We start from the raw sequence: 18,961 nt of genomic DNA on the forward strand, positions 1-18,961 counted from the left end.
TTATAGTTTTTGTATCCGTTTTCAGAAAAAAAGGACGCTTATCGAGAGCGTCTCTTAATTCTCATACGATTGTATTGTTTACGAAGAGCAATTTGAATCACTCGTAAGGCTAAAAATCCAGTTGCTATTCCTAGTACAAAAGCTAGGAAAGCTGGAAATTTCATGGATAGATACACATAAGTCGCCATGACGGTGATAATGCTAAAAATCGCTAAATTAACAAAAAACAATAATTCTCTTAAACGATTTTCGTGGGGTTTTCGCGCTTGATATTCTTGATAGGTGGCCTGTTGCTCTTTCGGGAGGTGTTCTTCATACAGGGATGGGTCAGGCCGTTCTTGTCTTAATGCCATACGGTCTCCTTTTTTCTACAACTCAGCATACCATATTTATACTGATGAATTGTAACAAAAATATTACAATCAGGTTACAATGGCTCTTAGAATTAGGTAAAAGAGGATTAGAAAAGTCAGAACATTAAATTTCTCATAAAATCTTATCAGCTAGTCTGGTTTTTGCTATAATGATTCTTATGGAGAAAATAATTATTACAGCAACTGCTGAAAGTATTGAACAGGTAAAGAATCTTCTAGCAGCTGGCGTTGATCGTATCTATGTTGGAGAAGAAGATTGTGGTTTACGGCTGCCTAAAAATTTTAGTCACGATGAGTTGCGGGAAATAGCACATCTGGTTCATACGGCTGGAAAAGAACTGACAGTAGCTGCAAATGCTTTGATGCATCAAGATATGATGGACAATATCAAGCCCTTCATGGATCTGATGAAAGAGATTCAGGTAGACTATTTGGTAGTTGGCGACGCAGGTGTTTTCTATATCAACAAGCGTGACGGCTACAATTTTAAATTGATCTACGATACATCTGTCTTTGTAACATCTAGTCGTCAAATCAACTTCTGGAAGGACCATGGAGCAGTTGAAGCTGTTTTGGCACGAGAGATTCCATCAGAGGAACTCTTTGCTATTGCAGAAAACTTGGCCATTCCAGCAGAAATACTGGTCTATGGTGCTTCTGTTATCCACCACTCGAAGCGGACTCTCTTGCAGAATTATTATAATTTCATTGGAGCAGAAGAAAACGATAAGTCAAAAGAGCGAGGTCTTTTTCTGGCAGAACCAGGGGATCCAGATAGTCACTACTCTATTTTTGAAGACAAACATGGAACCCATATTTTTATCAATAACGATATTAGTCTGATGACGAAGCTCATAGAGTTAGTGGAGCATGGTTACCGCAACTGGAAGCTGGACGGCATTTTCTGCCCAGGACAGAATTTTGTGGCCCTTACTAAGCTATTTGTTCAAGCTCGTGATTTGATTGAAAGAGGCCAATTCAGTTATGATCAGGCCTTTCTCTTGGAAGAAGAAGTACGCAAACTCCATCCAGCAGAGCGTGGTTTGGACACAGGCTTTTACGATTATGATAAGGATAAGGTAAAGTAAAAAATGTCAAAAACATTAAAACGTCCTGAGGTGTTATCGCCTGCGGGAACTTTGGAAAAGCTTAAAGTAGCTGTTGATTACGGTGCGGATGCTGTCTTTGTTGGTGGCCAAGCCTATGGTTTGCGTAGCCGAGCAGGGAATTTTTCTATGGAACAGATGCGAGAGGGCATCGAATATGCTCATGCTCGCGGAGCCAAGGTCTATGTGGCTGCCAATATGGTGACTCATGAAGGTAATGAAGAAGGGGCGGGAGCCTGGTTCCGTGAATTGAGGGATATGGGCTTAGATGCGGTAATCGTATCAGATCCTGCTCTGATTGTCATCTGTGCCACAGAAGCACCTGGCCTTGAAATCCACCTATCTACACAAGCTTCTTCTACCAACTATGAATCATTTGAGTTTTGGAAGGAGTTGGGGCTGACCCGAGTAGTTCTAGCTAGGGAAGTGACTATGGAGGAGCTGGCTGAAATTCGCAAGCGGACGAGCGTTGAAATTGAAGCCTTTGTACATGGTGCCATGTGTATCTCTTACTCTGGCCGATGTGTTCTTTCCAACCACATGAGCAACCGTGATGCTAACCGTGGTGGTTGTTCCCAATCTTGCCGCTGGAAATACAATCTTTATGATTTACCTTTTGGTGATGAACGCCGCAGTATTAGGGGAGAGGTTCCAGAAGAGTTTTCCATGTCTGCAGTGGATATGTGTATGATTGACCATATTCCAGATATGATTGAGAATGGGGTTGATAGTCTAAAAATAGAAGGTCGCATGAAGTCTGTTCACTATGTCTCGACTGTGACCAACTGCTATAAGGCTGCAGTAGATGCTTACCTTGAAAGTCCTGAAAAATTTGAGGCCATCAAGCAGGACTTGATTGATGAGATGTGGAAGGTCGCCCAGCGTGAGCTAGCAACCGGTTTTTATTACAATCCGCCAACAGAGAATGAGCAGCTTTTCGGAGCTCGCCGCAAGATTCCTCAGTATAAATTCATCGGTGAAGTCGTGGCCTTTGATGAAGCTAGCATGACAGCCACCATCCGTCAACGCAATGTGATCAATGAAGGTGATGAGGTTGAGTTCTATGGACCTGGTTTCCGCCATTTTGAGACAACTATTCAAAATTTGACAGACTCTGATGGTTTGGCGATTGACCGGGCCAATAAGCCTATGGAATTGTTGACAATCACAGTTCCTCAGGTTGTTTATCCAGGAGATATGATTCGCTCCTGCCAGTCAGGGCTGATTAACCTTTATAAGGAAAATGGTCAATCCATGACCGTTCGAGCATAAGAAAAAGGCTAGTCTTATCTAGCCTTTTGCGTTATACGGATGCTTTCTGGTACCAGACTAATTTTGCGAATGGTGCGTAGGCGAATGATGGCACTCACGTTTTTATTAAAATTTTTAACAATGAGTTGTTGGCGTTTTTCATCCCATTTGATAATTTCGCCTGTAATACTTTTTTGATTAGAGTAGATAACATGGACTGCTGCCTTTTTGTAGAGGGCTAATTGTATCTTGTCTAAAATCAATTCTTGCTCCAGTTCATCATCTGCAACGGGGCTTGGAGCTGTGTTTCCCAAAAATAGGCTCAATCGTTCAAGTAAAACTTGGGTAAACTTTTTCATGGCAAAATCCTCATATCCTTGATACAATTATAGTAACGAATTTTTCACAAAAAGACAAGCGCTTACGAATAAATAAATGAGGAGGAACAATGGCAGAATTTACATTTGAAATTGAAGAACATCTTTTAGTCCTATCTGAAAATGATAAAGGTTGGACAAAGGAACTCAATCGTGTCTCTTTTAATGGAGCACCAGCTAAGTATGACATCCGAACCTGGAGTCCAGACCATAGCAAGATGGGTAAGGGGATTACCTTGTCCAATGAGGAGTTTCAGGTTTTGTTGGATGCCTTTGCGAATAAATAAGAAGCTTACGAAAAGTAGGCTTCTTTTTTTAGGATTGGTTTTAAAGCTTTAACCAGTGATATGATTGTTATAATCTTTAGAATCTCTGGAAGAAGGAAAGGAATGACTGTCCAAGTTAGAGTGTTTGCCCAATCTGCGCCACTGACCAATTTGAAGACTAGACTTCCTATCAAAAAACAGGCTAGTACACCTAAAAAACAGGCGATGGCGTTTCCAGTGGGGGTAGGGTGTGCTTTGCTGATGGTAGAGGTGATTGCTGCGTAGAGAACAAATCCCCAAAGAAAACCAGAAGTTGGACCAAAAAGGGCTGAAAAACCACCAGAAAAGCCAGCAAAGATAGGAAGACCGATGGCACCTAAAAGTAAATAGAAAATCACGCTCAGAGTAGCCTCTCTAGGTTTGTAGAGGCTAGCAATCAAGCCAATAGCAAGGGTCTGCAAGGTAAATGGAACAGGTCCGATTGGGATGACAACTTGTGATAGCGCTGCGATTAAAGCTACTCCAATTGCCGTATAGGTCAAGTGAAGAGTTGATATTTTTTTCATATTGTTACCCTTTCGATAAAAATAGGTTAACTATACTATAAAGATTCAACTTGAGAAAGTCAAGAGTTTCTTATCGGTTGTCACATCTTGAAAGATTTAAATAGAGTATGTATAATACATAAAAAAGGAGATTTTATGAAGGTTTTATTGCTAGGAGATAGTCTCTTTGCTAGATGGGAAGGGCAGAAGGAGCCCCATATCAATTATTCACTTAGGCAAATGGATGCGGATTTGGAGATTTGCAACTTGGCAGAGTCTGGAGATAATAGTTTTGATTTACTGGAAAAGTTGGCAAGAGAATACATTTCTGGATTTGATATGGTTTTTGTTTGGATAGGAGCTAATGATTTAGCTACCCATAAGCAAGTCTATCTAGGAGAGTTTCAGGATAATCTACGCAAGGTGGTAGAAATGCTACGCTCAATCTATTTACCTCACCAAGTTATTTTTCTGGGGCCAGCTCCTATAGATGAAAGTAAGCAACTTTATAGGACCAATCGGCTAGTCACCTATTACAGCGATATAGTGGAGAAGGTAGCGAAAGAAGCAGGGTGTTCCTTTATTTCCATGCAGGAGGTTTTTGGACAAGCTGATTATTCCTTGGTTGATATTCTAAGGGGAAGTATGGATGATGGCCTACATTTTGGTTCTTTGGGCTATGAGATACTGGCTCAGACCTTGCTAATTTACATAAAACATGAAAGATAGTAGATTCTTGAAGGGAGACCTTGAAGAATCTTTTTATGATTTGCAGTCAATACAAAACATTAAGCTGCTCTCTTTAGCATCGTCTGATAGTTAGAGATTGGTCGGAGAGGTCTCCATATTTGAACTTGCCGTAAAAGTTACTCGACATATTCTTTTGTAAGTGCTATGATAAGAGAAGTTTCAATTGTGGTTGTAAAAAAAGAAATCTAAGGCAATGATAGTAACCAATTGGCTAGCGGCTGTAGACTCACTGTTAAAATGTTTTAATTTGTCGTTTATCCTAAAGATAGGAGGCAAGTTTCTATTGATACAAGAAATGCAGGCATTTAGCTCCTCTCATCCTATCTTTGATGAGGAAAAAGAGGGCAGGATGAAAAAACTAAAAGTAGAAGTTATCAAGAAAGTTTAGAAACAGATACTTGATTCAGATTTGTTTTTAGTTCAAGCATAGCTTATATATTATCTGCTGGGTGACAATATGGATGGAATATTCCAGCAGCTTCGCCAAGCAAGAGCCTATCATTTGTTTTGAAAAGGAGGTTTTGATAGAACGATGTTTCAACAACTGAGAGATTACTTTGCTCAGAATCTAGATACCTATTTAAAGAGTGTATGGCAGCACTTGGAATTGAGTGGTTCAGCCTTATTGATTGCCCTCATCATTGGGCTACCATTGGGTTACCTTGGTTACAAATACAAGGCAGCTAGACTCCTGACGACAGGTGTCACTCAGGCTTTGAGGGTTATCCCTAGTTTAGGGATTTTGTTTTTCTTGATTCCCTTTGTTGGGGTAGGAAAGTTTCCAGCTTTAATTGCTTTGGTGATTTTGGCTGTGCCACCTATCCTTATCAATACCATCCTTGGTTTTTCAGAAGTATCAACAGCTTTGCTAGAAACTGGTTTGGGTTTGGGAATGAGTGAAAGCCAGCTCTTTACTAAGGTGACCTTTCCTCTAGCTCTGCCTCATATTTTAAATGGTATCAAATTGGCCTTAATTGAGGTCATTGCCAGTGCGACCCTTGCAACTTACATTGGAGCAGGTGGCTTAGGTAGTTTGATTTTTACCGGTTTGGGACTTTACCGGATGGACCTCTTGCTGATTGGAGGAGGAAGTGTAGCCCTCTTATCCTTCATCAGTATGTTAGGGTTTGACCTATTTATAAGGAGAATAAAGTATGAGGATTAAGAAATTAGTATCGGGCATTTTATTAGCTGCTATTTTAGTCACAGGTAGTGTTTTTATCTTGAATAGAAACAATCAAGCTAAGAAACAAGTTGAGAAGGGGACATCTGTTATCAAAGTTGGTTCCAAGGATTTTACAGAAAATCTGATTGTTGCAGAACTTTATGCTTTAGCTTTAGAGGATGAGGGCTACAAGGTTGAGCGCCTATCCAATATCTCTGGCTCACTTATCCACCAATCCTTAATCAGTAATGAGATTGATTTGTATCCTGAATACACAGGAACAGGCCTCTTGTCTATCCTTGGTCAACCCTTGGAAACAGATCCTCAGAAGGTTTATCAGACCGTGAAGGACGCCTATAAAGAGAAATTCCAGGTTACTTGGTTGGATTATTCCAAGGCTAATGATGGACAAGGTTTGGTTATTCGGACAGATATTGCTGAGAAATTAGGCATCACCAGCATCTCAGAGCTACAGAAACATGCAGCTGAGCTCCGCTTTGCTTCTCAGGGGGAATTTGACCAACGAGATGATGGTATTCCGGGGTTGACAAAAACTTATGGTGTTTTCAATTGGAAGTCTTCTAAGGTTTATGATAATAGCCTAAAATATAGTGTCCTAGAGAATGATGAAGCGGATGTAACTCCAGCCTACACAACAGAAGGACAGTTGGTCAATAAGGCCAAGTTTACTTTGCTAAAAGATGATAAACAATTTTGGCCACCGTATAATTTGGCACCTGTGGTTCGGGACCAAGTTTTAAAAGATAATCCAAAACTGGCTGAAGTTCTCAATAAAGTATCAGCTAGTCTCGATACCGAAACCATCACCAAGTTAAATGCAAGAGTGGATGTAGACGGCGAAAATTATAGTAGCGTTGCTAGAGATTTTTACCAATCAATCAAGTAAGGAGGAGAAAAGGATGGCAACTGAGACAATCATTTCCTTTCAGGAAGTTAGCAAGGTTTATAATGAGAAAACGGTGGTTGATCAGGTCAGTCTAGCGATTCAGAAAGGAGAATTTATCACTATCTTAGGAACTTCGGGCTCAGGTAAGACGACGATACTTAAGATGATGAACCGTCTGATTGAACCAACGAGCGGAAAGATTCTATTTGAAGGAGAAGAACTCTCTCAGCTAGATCCGGTCTCCCTCAGAAGAAGAGTTGGTTATGTGGTCCAACAAATAGGGCTCTTTCCCCATATGACAATAGGAGAAAATATTGCGACCGTTCCAAAGCTGCTCAAGTGGAACCAGGCTGAGATAAATGCTAGAGTGAAGGAATTGATGAACTTGATCCAGCTTCCCTATGAAGAATATAGCAATCGCTACCCAAAAGAACTATCAGGAGGTCAGCAGCAACGGGTTGGAGTAGCGAGAGCTCTGGCTGCTAATCCGGATGTTGTTCTCTTTGATGAGCCATTTGGGGCTATTGATGCGATTACTAGAAGCTCTTTACAAGAAGAACTTAGAAATATTCATCGCCAATTGGGGGATAAAACCTTCATCTTTATTACTCATGATATCTATGAAGCTTTTCGGTTAGGGAGTAGGGTGTTGATCATGGACCAAGGTAAGATTTGTCAGTTTGACAGCCCTGAGCAGATCATCCAATCACCACAAGGTGCTTTTGTAGCCAATTTAATTGAAACAGTCAAGGAACAAGAAAAAATATGGAGAACCTATGCTTGATTACTTCCAACAATCATCAGATGAACTGATAGATGCCACGATAGAGCATTTATTTTTGGTTTTAAAATCTCTGGGAGTCGCTCTGATTTTGGCTAGTATACTGATTGTTTTAATCTTAAAAAATCCTAGATTGAAGACTATTTCAGTCTATAGCCTATCTATTCTTTATGCTATTCCCAGCTTTGCTTTTTTTGCTCTACTTATACCCTGGACAGGCCTTGGGCAGGTAACAGCTACAATTGTTTTGGTGTTGTATGCTCAATACATCCTAGTACGCACCTTCTTAACAGGTATCTATAAAGTGGAACCTAGTATATTGGAGGCTGCCAGGGGGATGGGGATGAACTTTTGGCAGATCTTGTTCAAGATTCAGTTGCCTTTAGCTAAGCCAGCTATTTTCTCAGGGATCCGATTAGCAACCTTATCTCTGGTTGCGATTGCCACCATTGCCGCGACTATCAATGCTGGTGGATTAGGAACTATCTTGTTTGATGGCCTCAGAACTATGAGTATGGTCAAATTAAGCTGGGGCATTCTTCTATCAGTAGGGCTTAGTCTATTATTGAGTTTGATAATTGGTCTGGTTGAAAACTTATTTGACCAACCAGGACTTTCTTAAAGATATACAAAGGTTCAAGTAGTCATTCTACTTGGCTTTTTTTTGATGGAAAAACAAAAAAATCAACCCATAACTGGGCTGATTTTTGGAGATATATGAAAAAGAAAGATTTGGTATAAGGTAAGTATAACCTTTCTATCTTAAAGGAAACTTAAAATCATGTCCTTGGTTTCAAAAATGTCCTTAGATCTTTATAGCTAGTTATCTCATAGTGACAAATTCCTCTGATCCGGTTGGGTGGATGGCTACGACGCTATCAAAATCTGCCTTGGTTGCTCCCATTTTCATGGCAACAGCGAAGCCTTGAATCATTTCGTCTACTCCAAAGCCAAATCCATGCAAGCCAATCACTTTTTCTTCAGGTCCAGCAGTAATGAGTTTAAATTTACTCATTTGACGGTTGCTACCCAGAGCTGTATACATGGAAGTAAAGGCAGAAGTATAAACCTTAATTTGATCTGCTCCGTATTTCTCGATGGCTTCAGGCTCTGTCAGCCCGACTGTGCCGATGGCTGGATGGCTAAAGATAACAGTCGGAACCAAGCTAAAGTCCATCTTAGCTTTTTCTTTTCCATTAAAAAGTCGCTCAGACAGGAGTCTGCCAGTTTTAATTGCGACAGGAGTTAACTCGATTTTTCCTGTTACATCGCCCAAAGCGTAGATACCGGGAACATTAGTTTGTTGGTACTCATCAACAGCAATATAGCCTCTGTCATTCAGTTTGACACCCGTAACCTCTAAGTTCAGACCATCTAAGTTTGGTTGGCGACCAACAGCCCAAAGGACTTGTTCGGCTGTATGGATTTCCCCATCTTCAAAGGTGATTTGAATCAGTCCATTATCTAGTTTATCTAGACGTTTAGGAATCTTATGTCCTTGGTGTTGCAGTCCTGTTCGATCCATTTCTTCTAGGAGTGCTTCGATGATATAGGGTTCAAAGGATCGTAAGGGCCTCTCCCGACGATAGAAAAGACTGGTCTTAACTCCAAGGTTATGAAGCACTCCAGCCATTTCGACAGCGATATAACCTGCTCCAAGGACTGCAACTGAAGTTGGTAGGTTTTCCCATTCAAAGACATCATCGGAAACAATACCCAAGTCCTTACCAGGAATATCTGGAATGGTTGGTTTGGCCCCTGTCGCAATCACGATATGTTCAGCTGTGATAAGCTCACCATTGACTTCCACTGTATGAGTATCCACAAATTTAGCGTAGCCTTCAATCAATTCTACCTGATTGCGCTGGAAAGAACCATTATAGGAATTGCGGGAGCGTTCGATATAGGCCTCACGGTTTTTTCTCAAAGTAGCAAAGTCAAAGGATACTTCCTTTGCAGTAAAGCCATATTCAGGGCCGTAGTGCAGTAGGGACTCAGCCATTTGGGCGCCATGCCACATGATCTTTTTAGGGACACAGCCGACATTGACACAGGTACCACCAACCAGTTTGCCTTCAATAACAGCAGCTTTAGCGCCGTGTTCACCGGCTCGGTTCATGGTTGCAATGCCTCCCGAACCACCACCGATTGCGATAATATCAAATTTTTTAGTCATTTGTCTTTTCTTCCTTTCTCGATTCAAGTCTGTCTTCTTTCTATTCTAGTCTTTTTTAGTTTTTCCTGCAAAAATTTGCTACGGATGCTTTCTTACAAAACTGTAAGACAAAAATAATGGTGGATAGATGAAAAAATGAAAGAAATAGCTTAAAATAATCTCAGAAACACTTGCAATTCTTTTTGTATTTGTGTATTATATAAACAGTACAAAGACTGTGATAAAGGAATCGGTCGATTGAAAAGGAGAAACATTTATGTTGAAGACTAAAAAAGCAAAAATTGCTTTGTTCTCAGGTTTAGGGCTAGCTGCTGTTGGCCTGATTGCCTATGCCTTGCTTTGGGGTGGTGGTAATACAAGTACTGATATGCCTGCTGCAGGAGAGGGCCAGTTGTATTACCGCGTTGCCAGTGAAGGATCCATTGCTTCATCGACCCTTCTAGCTGGTACTGTTGAGGCAGCGGAAGAACAGTACATCTACTATGATCCAACAAAGGGCGACATTGCTGAATTTAAAGTCAAGGTAGGGGATCAAGTGGGTGTTGGTCAGGCCTTGATTCAATACAATACTGCTGAATTACAAAGTAACCTTAATATGGCTATTCGTGCACGTGACAAAATTGGCCGACAAATTTATGATTTGCAGACCAATGGTCAAACGGTAGACTTGACTGGTGATCCAACTCAGGATGAAAGCAGTATGGCCACTGCTCAACGCTCAGTTGAGTCGCAGCTCCGTGACTTAAATGACAGTTATGCAGATGCACAGGCGACTGTCGATAAGGCTCAGGCTGCTCTTAACGAGGCTACTGTAGTCAGTGATGTTGCTGGAACAGTAGTCGAAGTGAATACTTCTGTTTCAAAATCTAGTACTAGCAGTCAAACTCTGATTCACATTGTCAATCAAGGTAGCCTTCAGATTGTTGGTAACCTTTCTGAATATGATTTGGCCAATCTATCTGTCGATCAAGAAGTGAAGCTGACATCTAAGGTTTACCCTGATCAAACTTGGTCAGGAAAAATCACCTATATTTCCAATTATCCAGAAGGAAATGGTGGGGGACAAGGAGTGCCAGGTAACACAGGAGGGGCATCATCTAAGTATCCATTTAAGATTGCCTTGACTAGTGATATTGGACCTCTCAAACAAGGTTTCTCAGTTAATATTGAAGTGGTCAATGCTAAAAAATCTATTCTAGTTCCTGTAGAGGCTGTCTTGTCAGATGGAGACAAACAGCATGTCTGGACTATCGTTGATGGTAAAGCTAAGAGAGTAGAAGTAACCCTTGGTAATGCAGATGCTACGCAGCAAGAAATTTCTTCTGGCTTAACTGCTGGTGACCATGTCATTTCAAACCCAAGTATGGATTTGGAAGATGGAAAAGAGGTGAAGGCGATTGAAGAAGAAGCTAATCCAATTAAATAACATTAACAAAAGCTATCAAAACGGTGACCAAGAGCTTCGGGTTCTCAAAGATATTGATTTGGAAGTAGCAGAAGGTGAATTCTTAGCTATTATGGGCCCGTCGGGTTCAGGAAAGTCAACCTTGATGAACATCATTGGGTTGCTAGATCGCTCTAGCTCTGGAGACTATTTTCTAGATGAGACCGAGGTTAGCCACTTATCCGATAAAAAGCTGGCCCAGGTCAGAAACAAAGAAATCGGCTTTGTTTTCCAGCAATTCTTCCTTCTTGCTAAGCTCAATGCTCTTCAAAATGTCGAACTTCCTCTCATTTATGCAGGTGTTCCTACAAGTAAACGCCAAGGTTTAGCTAAACAATTCTTAGAAAAAGTTGAGCTTTCTGAGAGGATGCACCATTTGCCTTCAGAGCTCTCTGGTGGTCAGAAACAGCGTGTAGCCATTGCTCGTGCTTTGGTCAACAATCCTTCTATTATCTTAGCTGATGAGCCAACAGGGGCCTTAGATACTAAAACAGGTCAGCAAATTATGGAATTATTGACCGAGCTTAACCGTGAAGGCAAAACAATCATCATGGTCACCCATGAGCCAGAAATTGCAGAGTATGCTCAGCGTAAAATTGTCTTACGGGATGGTGTCATCACAGAAGATAGTCGCAAGGAGGACATTTAATGGAAAATTGGAAATTTGCCCTAAAATCTATCCTTGCCCACAAGATGCGCTCCCTCTTGACAATGTTGGGAATTATCATAGGAGTGTCAGCCGTTGTGGTCATCGTGGCTATGGGAGCTGGAATGAGTGAGAGTCTGGCCAATTCTTTGGGTGGAGACAATAAGGATGTAGAAGTCTATTTTAGTACAATAGCTACCGAGCAGACATCTGATGGAGGGCTATTTACAGGGACTGTCTATGAAGAGATTTCTTATGAGGAAGAACCTACTTTAACGGACACTATTCTGGAAGGGTTGCGGGATATTGATGGTTTGGATAACTACTATACCACCAATAGTACAGCTGGAGAAATCAGTTTCGGTAAGAAAAAGGCAGATAATGTCAGTATTTTGGGTGTAGGTAAGTCTTATTTTGATGTCAAAAAGTATGATATTCTTACTGGACGGAAATTTACTCTTAATGACTATACGAAATTTGCTCGTATTATCATGCTTGATAAAAAATTAGCAGAAAAACTCTTTGGCAATATCGAGTCTGCCCTGAACCAAACAGTTAGTGTTAAAAATAAGTCCTATCTGGTAGTGGGTGTCTATGAAGATCCAAATGCAGGGACAGCCTTCTATGGAATGAAGACAGATGGAAATGCTGTGATGACCAATACTCAGGTTGCTGCGGAAGAAGGTGTTAAAGAGCATGCTATGGTTTATGTGCATGTCAATGATGTCACTCGCTCTAGTGAAGTAGGTCAAGCTGCAGCAGATTACTTGACTCGCGCAACTGGTTTGAAAACAGCCCGCTATGACATTTTTGATTTGAGTAAAATGCTGGAAGATTTTAACCAGCAGATGGCTGGCGTGACCATGTTTATTGGAGCTGTCGCAGGGATTTCCCTCTTAGTTGGTGGTATCGGTGTGATGAATATCATGTTGGTATCTGTGACGGAGCGAACCCGAGAAATTGGACTTCGGAAGGCTTTGGGAGCCACTCGAGGTAATATCCTTATCCAATTCTTGATTGAGGCTATGGTCTTGACCAGTTTAGGAGGTCTGATTGGTTTAGGAATTGCTCAGTTATTGGTATTCTTAATCAATATAGCTAAACCATTAGGACCTGAAATAATGGCTACAATTTCTCTACCAGTTGTTTTGGGCAGTATTGCTTTCTCAGCTGCAGTCGGTATAGTATTTGGTGTCCTTCCAGCCAATAAGGCTTCCAAATTGGACCCAATTGAAGCACTTCGCTATGAATAGTAAAATTCATGGAAAAAGGGCTATGCGGTCTATGTCATAATGTTATTTTACTTATTTGCTAGTAATAGCCGATGCTCTACACATAAGACAGTATGGTGCCCGAGTGAAAAGTGTCATATGTGCATCTGAGTCTAAACATTGTCACTAAAAAATCTTGAAAATAGAAGAGAAGGTCCAGCAAGTGCTGGGCCTTTTTCTATCTATAAATGAGCACATGGCTTGTTGGAATCAATAATTAGTGATAAAATATAACTGAAATTTATAAAGTGTGAGGTAAGTAGGATGATTGAACTAGGTATTTCGACCTTTGGTGAAACAACTCCCTTGGAAAAAACAGGGGAAACATACAGTCATGAAGAGCGAATTCGTCAGTTGGTTAAGGAAATCGAACTGGCAGATAGTGTAGGTCTTGACGTTTATGGTATCGGAGAGCACCACCGAGAAGATTTTGCTGTATCTGCACCTGAGATTGTGCTGGCGGCAGGAGCGGTTAATACCCAACATATCAAATTGACATCAGCAGTATCTATTTTATCTTCCATGGATCCGGTTCGCCTTTATCAGCAGTATGCGACTATTGACGCCCTGTCTAATGGCCGAGCTGAAATTATGGCAGGCCGTGGTTCCTTTACGGAGTCTTTTCCTCTATTTGGTTATGATTTAGCTAACTATGAAGAGCTTTTTGATGAAAAATTAGATATGTTGTTGCGTATTAAAGATGAGACCAACTTGACTTGGCAGGGGAAACATGCTCAGACCGTACTCAACAAGCCGGTCTACCCTCGGGCTGTACAAGAAGATTTTCCAGTTTGGGTAGCTACAGGTGGTCATGTCGAGTCCACTGTTAAGATAGCGCAATTAGGGCTTCCCATCGTCTATGCTGTTATTGGCGCAGCACCGAAACATTTCAAGCCTCTGGCTGATGCCTATCGAAAAATCGCGGCCAATGAAGGTCATCCACAAAATCGTATCAAAGTAGCAGCCCATTCATGGGGATGGATTGCAGATGACCAGAGCAAGGCAGTGGAGGAATATTTCTATCCAAATAAGCAGACAGTGGACAATATCGCTAAGGATCGTCCTCACTGGCGAGAGATGACCAAGGAAGATTACTTACGCTCGCTGTCGGATCAAGGAGCAACGATAGTAGGCGATCCAGACCATGTTGCTCAAAAGATTATCCATATCATTGAGACACTTGATTTGGATAGATTCTTTCTGCATTTGCCTGTCGGCTCTCTCCCTCATGAAGATGTTCTTCGTGCTATCGAACTCTACGGAAAAGAAGTCGCACCACGTGTTCGTACTTACTTTGAAAATAAGAAAAAAGCCTGAGTCGTCTCGGCTTTTTTCTCTATTCTGAAGGAATCTAGGTATAGCTTACTCTATTATAATTCAGATGAAGTATAGGGGTCTAGGATTAGCGTCTCCTCGTCTAGTGGTGCAAAGAGACGGATGTAGATATGAACCATAAAGTTGGCCAATTTTTCAATATTGGCGGTATCCGGATGATAGGCAATAAATTTAGTCACCGTAAGGGCATTTGCTATAAAGAGTTCAACTGCTAATGCCTCAGGAAGAAAGCTAGTGGATTGACTATTGGCCAAAAGAATCTGGTATTTATCAAGCAAAATCTGGCGCATATTGGCCTCGAAGTCAGCATTAGGCAAGTGCACAGACAAGAGAGCTCGAATTACATAGCTATATTGAGCGGTTGTGCGATAGTCCCTAATGAGATTAGCGTGCAGGTCCATGTTATCCTGACTGAGAAAGGCTGTAACAGTTGCTTCGCGGGCAATACTGCTGTAAAAATCAACAGTACTTTTTAATAAATCATTTTTATCATGGTAATGATTGTAGAAAGTAGAGCGACCAACTTTTGCCTGTTGGCAAAGTTCATGAATAGAAATATTTTGATAGGGCTTTTGTAGTAATAGATGGAGCAGGGCTTTCTGCAACAAAATCTTACTCTTTTCGATTTTAGTATTCTTTTTCATCTGGTTCTTCCTAAACATTATATGGTGCTAATCTAATCCTTGAAAACGGATGGTGAAAGCTGTAAAAGCTAGCAAGGCTCAATAGTCTCTCTAATAGATAGAAAAGAGGGTAAGACCATATAATGCCCAATAAATCACATCAACATTCTGTGAATTTTATAACAAGATTATATCAAATTATTTGATAGCTTGCATATAATATGCTTACGTCGTGATAAATAGATATAAATAGACCCACTGGAAATTTCCAGTGGGTCTGTAGAGGTTTATAGATTTTTCATCGTCGGGAAAAGGAGTACATCACGGATAGTAGTGGTGTCTGTTAGGAGCATGACCAGACGGTCGATTCCGATTCCTAGTCCACCTGTTGGTGGCATTCCATATTCGAGAGCTTCAACAAAGTCGTAGTCAATGCCAGTTGCTTCGTCATCACCGAGTTCTTTGGCCTGTGCTTGAGCCTTGAAGCGCTCCAACTGATCGATAGGGTCATTCAACTCAGTGAAAGCATTACCGTATTCTTTGGTCATGATAAAGAGTTCAAAGCGGTCGGTAAAGCGTGGGTCCTCATCGTTTTTCTTAGCCAATGGAGACACTTCTACTGGGTGGCCGTAGATAAAGGTTGGTTGAATCAAACTTTCTTCTACATACTCTTCAAAGAAGGCATTGATGATATGGCCAACAGTGTTGAAGTGTTTTTCAAGAGGGACATGGTGCTCCTTGGCAAGGGTTTGTGCTTCTTCAAGACTCATTTCTTGCCAGAAATCAACACCCGTAATGTCCTTGATGGCATCGACCATATGGACACGTTTGAATGGTTCGTGAATAGCAATGTCAGTACCTTGATAGTTGACAGGTCCATCTCCCTTGACAGCGCGTGCTGTATGTTGGATGATACTTTCTGTCAAATCCATGATATCAAGGTAATCAGCATAGGCCTGATAGACTTCAATAGAAGTAAATTCAGGATTGTGGGTAGCATCCATTCCTTCGTTACGGAAGATACGCCCCATTTCATACACCTTCTCCATCCCACCGACAATTAGGCGTTTGAGGTGGAGTTCTGTTGCAATCCGTAATACCATGTCAATATTTTGAGCATTGTGGTGGGTAATGAAAGGACGGGCCGCGGCACCACCAGCTTCATTGTGAAGAACTGGGGTTTCGACTTCCAAGAATCCTAGTCCATCTAGATAGCGGCGGATTTCTGAGATGATTTTAGAACGGGTCACAAAGCGCTCAAAACTCTCACGATTTGAAATCAAATCCAGATAGCGTTTACGGTAGATGGTTTCCACATCTGTTAGACCATGGAATTTTTCTGGAAGGGGACGAAGGGCTTTGGATAGGTGGGTCAGCTTAGTCGCTTTGATGGACAATTCTCCCATGTCAGTCCGCATTACATCGCCTTCAACTCCCAAGAAGTCACCTAGGTCAGCCTTTTTGAAAATCTCATAGTTTTCCTCACCGACCGAGTCCTTACGGACATAAATCTGAATCTGGCCTTCACGGTCTTGGATATGGGCAAAGCCAGCTTTTCCTTTTCCACGTTTGGTCATGAGACGGCCGGCAATGATAGCTGTTTCATTCAAATCATGTAAGTCTTCTTTGGTTTTATCTGCATATAGTTCTTTGAGCTTGCCAGAGTCGCTTGTGCGTTCAAAACGTTTCCCAAAGGGATCGATACCTTGTTGGGCTAGGTCAGCCATTTTTTCACGGCGGACAATCTGTTGATCGTTTAATTCTTCAATGTGTTGATTAGACATAACTAATTTTATTCCTCCAAAGTCTGCTAGTCCTATTCTAACATAGATAGTTGAAAAAATCAGCAAGAATAGTTACTCTTCAAAAAACTGAGAAGAGCACCTGCTCTCTCAGTTTGTCTTAGCTGGCTGCCACGCTGATTACTTCTGTCAGTTTGTAGCTTGTGTCATTCCAGCTGATTTCAGTAAAATCTTCAAAATTCTGGGTTTCTAAAATCGTGATAGAGGCATTATCCAAGCCTCCTCTCTGACGCAACTGGGCAGGGCTAAAACCAAGTAAAGACTGAATTGATGCCGTCAGAATTGCCCCATGGCTCACAATCAAAACAATTTCAGCCTGGCTATCTTTGAGACTTTTGACGAATTGAATGATACGCTGAGTTGCTTGGTAGACAGTTTCAGCACCGAACATATCGCTCTTGAATTGAGCCAGGTTGTTTTTAAGCGCACTATATTGTTGCGGATAGATGTCTTGTAACAAGCGGATTTTTGTCCCTTCCAAGCGGCCAAAATTCCATTCCCGCAATTGGGGAGTAGTTTCTACGATGGTAGAGTAGTGGTTGGCTTTGCAGAGAAGCTCGGCTGTGGTATGTGCTCGCTTCAAATCACTGGAAAATATGCGATCAAAAGGTACAGTCTCCAAATGTTGACCTAAAAGCTGGACTTCTTCAATAGCTTCTGGCAATAAGTCTGAATCACCAGAATAACCTTGGAAACGACCTTCTAAGTTCCACTGTGTTTTACCATGGCGTATAAAATAGATTTTCATCTATCTAAATCTCCTTCAATAATATCTACAAAACGAGCCTTGACAAAGTCTGCCAATATCTGGCTATCAATACCAATCGAACGCCCCACCTCTCCAGCCGAGACAATTATTTTTCCCTTCACTAGGGCCGACTTATCGATGAAGATGGGGTAGTTGTGTTTTTGGCGGATACCAACAGGATTATTGGCACCATGTATATAGCCTGTTGTTTTTTCCAGTTCCTTTTGTGGAATCATGCGGACCTTTTTATTGCCAGAAATGGCAGCTAGTTTTTTCTCATCTAAATGTTCTGTAAGGGGGATGATACCGATGATAGGACCAGTTTTATCTCCTATCAGAGCTAGAGTTTTGTAAATATCGGCTTGTTTGATGCCATCTGGCAAGTCTCCGGTCAGAGCATTGAGAACTAGAGAATCGTGCTCAATTTTAGCCCTATCTAGAATTTGATCTACTAAGGTTTTCTTGATTTTGGGCTTCTTGCTCATTTGTATTTTTCCTCAAGCTTGCTCATCCAGAGGCCTAGCCAGATTCCTAAGGCAAAGAGGACAAGGGCTGCAATCCAAGTCAGGATACTTGCGTCAGCATAGGAGATAGCTTCCTGGTTACTAGGATTTGGTAAGAGGATAAGAAGGGTACTAGAAAGAATAATACCAATGATAAAGTGGTACACTCGAGAGTGGTAATGCTCTAGCGCATAGTCCATCGCTTTGGAAAATGCTAACATGGCTAAGAGAACACCGATGCCGATAGGTAGGAAAGTACCTATCAAATCTAGTGACTTAAAGCCATCGAGCATGGGCGCGTAGAGCCCCAGAATCAAGAGTAAATTGGATGGGCTGAGACCTGGAACCAAGATCCCCAAGGCCATGAGGACACCAGCTAGCACAAAACCAGCAAAACCCGCAGGTACTGTTCCCACGAGACTATTCAGGAAATAGAGTAACAGCCCCGAAATGACAAAAGTTCCTACCAACCAGGCTTGATCTATCTTATCACGGGAACTTTTCTTGGTTGATTCTGTTATCAAGCTTGGGATGGTTCCCACGATGGCACCAGCAAAACCCCAAAGGACCGGTACTTGGTAGTGCTTCAAAAGATACTCTACAGGGAAGGAAAAGAGGGCAATACCCAAAATACCACCGATTCCAACAGGGATAAAGAAAAGAATATTTTCCAAAAAGTTTTCACGGATATGGGCCAGAAAACGGATGATGCGTTCGTAAATACCAAGTATGGCAGCCAGTACACCACCAGATACTCCAGGTAGGATAAATCCAAGGGCGATAATCATCCCCTTGACAATTCTTGCAATCCACGAAGTCATAGATTCCTCCAAAAAATAAGATGGCATCATTATACCATTTTTTTGACAAAATGAGGAAGAAAAGAAAATG

21 protein-coding genes are annotated in these 18,961 nt (G+C 41.5%); 12 read left to right on the plus strand and 9 right to left on the minus strand.

Annotation, left to right across the window (positions count from 1 at the left end; genetic code table 11):
- Nucleotides 1-38 precede the first annotated feature (38 nt).
- Nucleotides 39-353, minus strand: coding sequence for a DUF3270 domain-containing protein (locus F602_RS0106050; RefSeq protein ID WP_018167068.1), 315 nt, complete (start codon nt 351-353; stop codon nt 39-41).
- A gap of 179 nt (nt 354-532) precedes the next feature.
- Between F602_RS0106050 and F602_RS0106055 the strand changes: the two genes are divergently transcribed.
- Both F602_RS0106055 and F602_RS0106060 read left to right on the plus strand, forming a co-directional pair.
- On the plus strand, nt 533-1,462 hold the full coding sequence (locus F602_RS0106055; RefSeq protein ID WP_026183334.1) for a peptidase U32 family protein: 930 nt from the start codon (nt 533-535) through the stop codon (nt 1,460-1,462).
- Between the two features lie 3 nt (nt 1,463-1,465).
- Nucleotides 1,466-2,752, plus strand: a complete 1,287-nt coding sequence (locus tag F602_RS0106060) for a peptidase U32 family protein (protein ID WP_018167070.1) — start codon at nt 1,466-1,468, stop codon at nt 2,750-2,752.
- 14 nt (nt 2,753-2,766) lie between these two features.
- On the opposite strand, the gene F602_RS0106065 is transcribed toward F602_RS0106060, so the two are convergent.
- Entirely contained in the window at nt 2,767-3,090 is a 324-nt protein-coding gene (locus F602_RS0106065) for a hypothetical protein (RefSeq protein ID WP_018167071.1), read from the minus strand.
- Nucleotides 3,091-3,179: 89 nt separating this feature from the next.
- Between F602_RS0106065 and F602_RS0106070 the strand changes: the two genes are divergently transcribed.
- Complete coding sequence (locus F602_RS0106070) at nt 3,180-3,395, plus strand: YdbC family protein (RefSeq protein WP_018167072.1); 216 nt, start codon at nt 3,180-3,182, stop codon at nt 3,393-3,395.
- 5 nt (nt 3,396-3,400) lie between these two features.
- Here the strand turns inward: F602_RS0106070 and F602_RS0106075 are convergent, their stop codons facing one another.
- Nucleotides 3,401-3,940, minus strand: coding sequence for a biotin transporter BioY (locus tag F602_RS0106075; protein ID WP_018167073.1), 540 nt, complete (start codon nt 3,938-3,940; stop codon nt 3,401-3,403).
- Between the two features lie 135 nt (nt 3,941-4,075).
- Here F602_RS0106075 and F602_RS0106080 point away from each other — a divergent pair, with 135 nt between their 5' ends.
- From F602_RS0106080 to F602_RS0106105, 5 genes are all read left to right on the plus strand, one after another.
- Nucleotides 4,076-4,648, plus strand: a complete 573-nt coding sequence (locus F602_RS0106080) for a DUF459 domain-containing protein (protein WP_018167074.1) — start codon at nt 4,076-4,078, stop codon at nt 4,646-4,648.
- Nucleotides 4,649-5,201: 553 nt separating this feature from the next.
- Nucleotides 5,202-5,834, plus strand: a complete 633-nt coding sequence (locus F602_RS0106090) for an ABC transporter permease (protein ID WP_018167076.1) — start codon at nt 5,202-5,204, stop codon at nt 5,832-5,834.
- Complete coding sequence (locus F602_RS0106095) at nt 5,824-6,741, plus strand: glycine betaine ABC transporter substrate-binding protein (protein ID WP_018167077.1); 918 nt, start codon at nt 5,824-5,826, stop codon at nt 6,739-6,741. Before F602_RS0106090 ends, F602_RS0106095 begins: the two co-directional genes overlap by 11 nt.
- Nucleotides 6,742-6,754: 13 nt before the next feature.
- Nucleotides 6,755-7,525 carry an ABC transporter ATP-binding protein gene (locus tag F602_RS0106100; protein ID WP_018167078.1) on the plus strand — a complete coding sequence of 257 codons (771 nt, stop codon included), beginning with the start codon at nt 6,755-6,757 and terminating at the stop codon, nt 7,523-7,525.
- Nucleotides 7,518-8,144 carry an ABC transporter permease gene (locus F602_RS0106105; RefSeq protein ID WP_018167079.1) on the plus strand — a complete coding sequence of 209 codons (627 nt, stop codon included), beginning with the start codon at nt 7,518-7,520 and terminating at the stop codon, nt 8,142-8,144. The genes F602_RS0106100 and F602_RS0106105 overlap by 8 nt, the downstream gene beginning before the upstream one ends.
- 201 nt (nt 8,145-8,345) lie before the next feature.
- Here the strand turns inward: F602_RS0106105 and gorA are convergent, their stop codons facing one another.
- Nucleotides 8,346-9,698 carry a glutathione-disulfide reductase gene (gene gorA / locus F602_RS0106110; RefSeq protein ID WP_018167080.1) on the minus strand — a complete coding sequence of 451 codons (1,353 nt, stop codon included), beginning with the start codon at nt 9,696-9,698 and terminating at the stop codon, nt 8,346-8,348.
- A gap of 256 nt (nt 9,699-9,954) precedes the next feature.
- On the opposite strand from gorA, the gene F602_RS0106115 reads away from it, so the two are divergent.
- The 4 genes from F602_RS0106115 to F602_RS0106130 all read left to right on the plus strand — a co-directional run bounded on the left by F602_RS0106115 (nt 9,955) and on the right by F602_RS0106130 (nt 14,376).
- Nucleotides 9,955-11,124: an efflux RND transporter periplasmic adaptor subunit gene (locus tag F602_RS0106115; RefSeq protein WP_018167081.1), complete on the plus strand. Its 1,170-nt coding sequence runs from the start codon at nt 9,955-9,957 to the stop codon at nt 11,122-11,124.
- Nucleotides 11,096-11,791 carry an ABC transporter ATP-binding protein gene (locus tag F602_RS0106120; RefSeq protein ID WP_018167082.1) on the plus strand — a complete coding sequence of 232 codons (696 nt, stop codon included), beginning with the start codon at nt 11,096-11,098 and terminating at the stop codon, nt 11,789-11,791. The genes F602_RS0106115 and F602_RS0106120 overlap by 29 nt, the downstream gene beginning before the upstream one ends.
- Nucleotides 11,791-13,041, plus strand: coding sequence for an ABC transporter permease (locus tag F602_RS0106125; protein WP_018167083.1), 1,251 nt, complete (start codon nt 11,791-11,793; stop codon nt 13,039-13,041). Before F602_RS0106120 ends, F602_RS0106125 begins: the two co-directional genes overlap by 1 nt.
- A gap of 282 nt (nt 13,042-13,323) precedes the next feature.
- On the plus strand, nt 13,324-14,376 hold the full coding sequence (locus F602_RS0106130; RefSeq protein WP_018167084.1) for an LLM class flavin-dependent oxidoreductase: 1,053 nt from the start codon (nt 13,324-13,326) through the stop codon (nt 14,374-14,376).
- 53 nt (nt 14,377-14,429) lie between these two features.
- On the opposite strand, the gene F602_RS0106135 is transcribed toward F602_RS0106130, so the two are convergent.
- The 5 genes from F602_RS0106135 to F602_RS0106155 all read right to left on the minus strand — a co-directional run bounded on the left by F602_RS0106135 (nt 14,430) and on the right by F602_RS0106155 (nt 18,891).
- Nucleotides 14,430-15,038 carry a TetR/AcrR family transcriptional regulator gene (locus F602_RS0106135; protein ID WP_018167085.1) on the minus strand — a complete coding sequence of 203 codons (609 nt, stop codon included), beginning with the start codon at nt 15,036-15,038 and terminating at the stop codon, nt 14,430-14,432.
- 266 nt (nt 15,039-15,304) lie between these two features.
- Nucleotides 15,305-16,801: a lysine--tRNA ligase gene (gene lysS / locus F602_RS0106140; protein WP_018167086.1), complete on the minus strand. Its 1,497-nt coding sequence runs from the start codon at nt 16,799-16,801 to the stop codon at nt 15,305-15,307.
- A gap of 118 nt (nt 16,802-16,919) precedes the next feature.
- On the minus strand, nt 16,920-17,567 hold the full coding sequence (locus F602_RS0106145) for a histidine phosphatase family protein (protein WP_018167087.1): 648 nt from the start codon (nt 17,565-17,567) through the stop codon (nt 16,920-16,922).
- On the minus strand, nt 17,564-18,052 hold the full coding sequence (locus F602_RS0106150) for an aminoacyl-tRNA deacylase (RefSeq protein ID WP_018167088.1): 489 nt from the start codon (nt 18,050-18,052) through the stop codon (nt 17,564-17,566). Before F602_RS0106150 ends, F602_RS0106145 begins: the two co-directional genes overlap by 4 nt.
- A complete protein-coding gene (locus F602_RS0106155; RefSeq protein ID WP_018167089.1) occupies nt 18,049-18,891 on the minus strand; it encodes a DUF368 domain-containing protein in 843 nt (280 codons plus the stop codon). Before F602_RS0106155 ends, F602_RS0106150 begins: the two co-directional genes overlap by 4 nt.
- Nucleotides 18,892-18,961 lie beyond the last annotated feature (70 nt).

It is taken from the genome of Streptococcus minor DSM 17118, assembly GCF_000377005.1.
Lineage (GTDB): Bacteria > Bacillota > Bacilli > Lactobacillales > Streptococcaceae > Streptococcus > Streptococcus minor.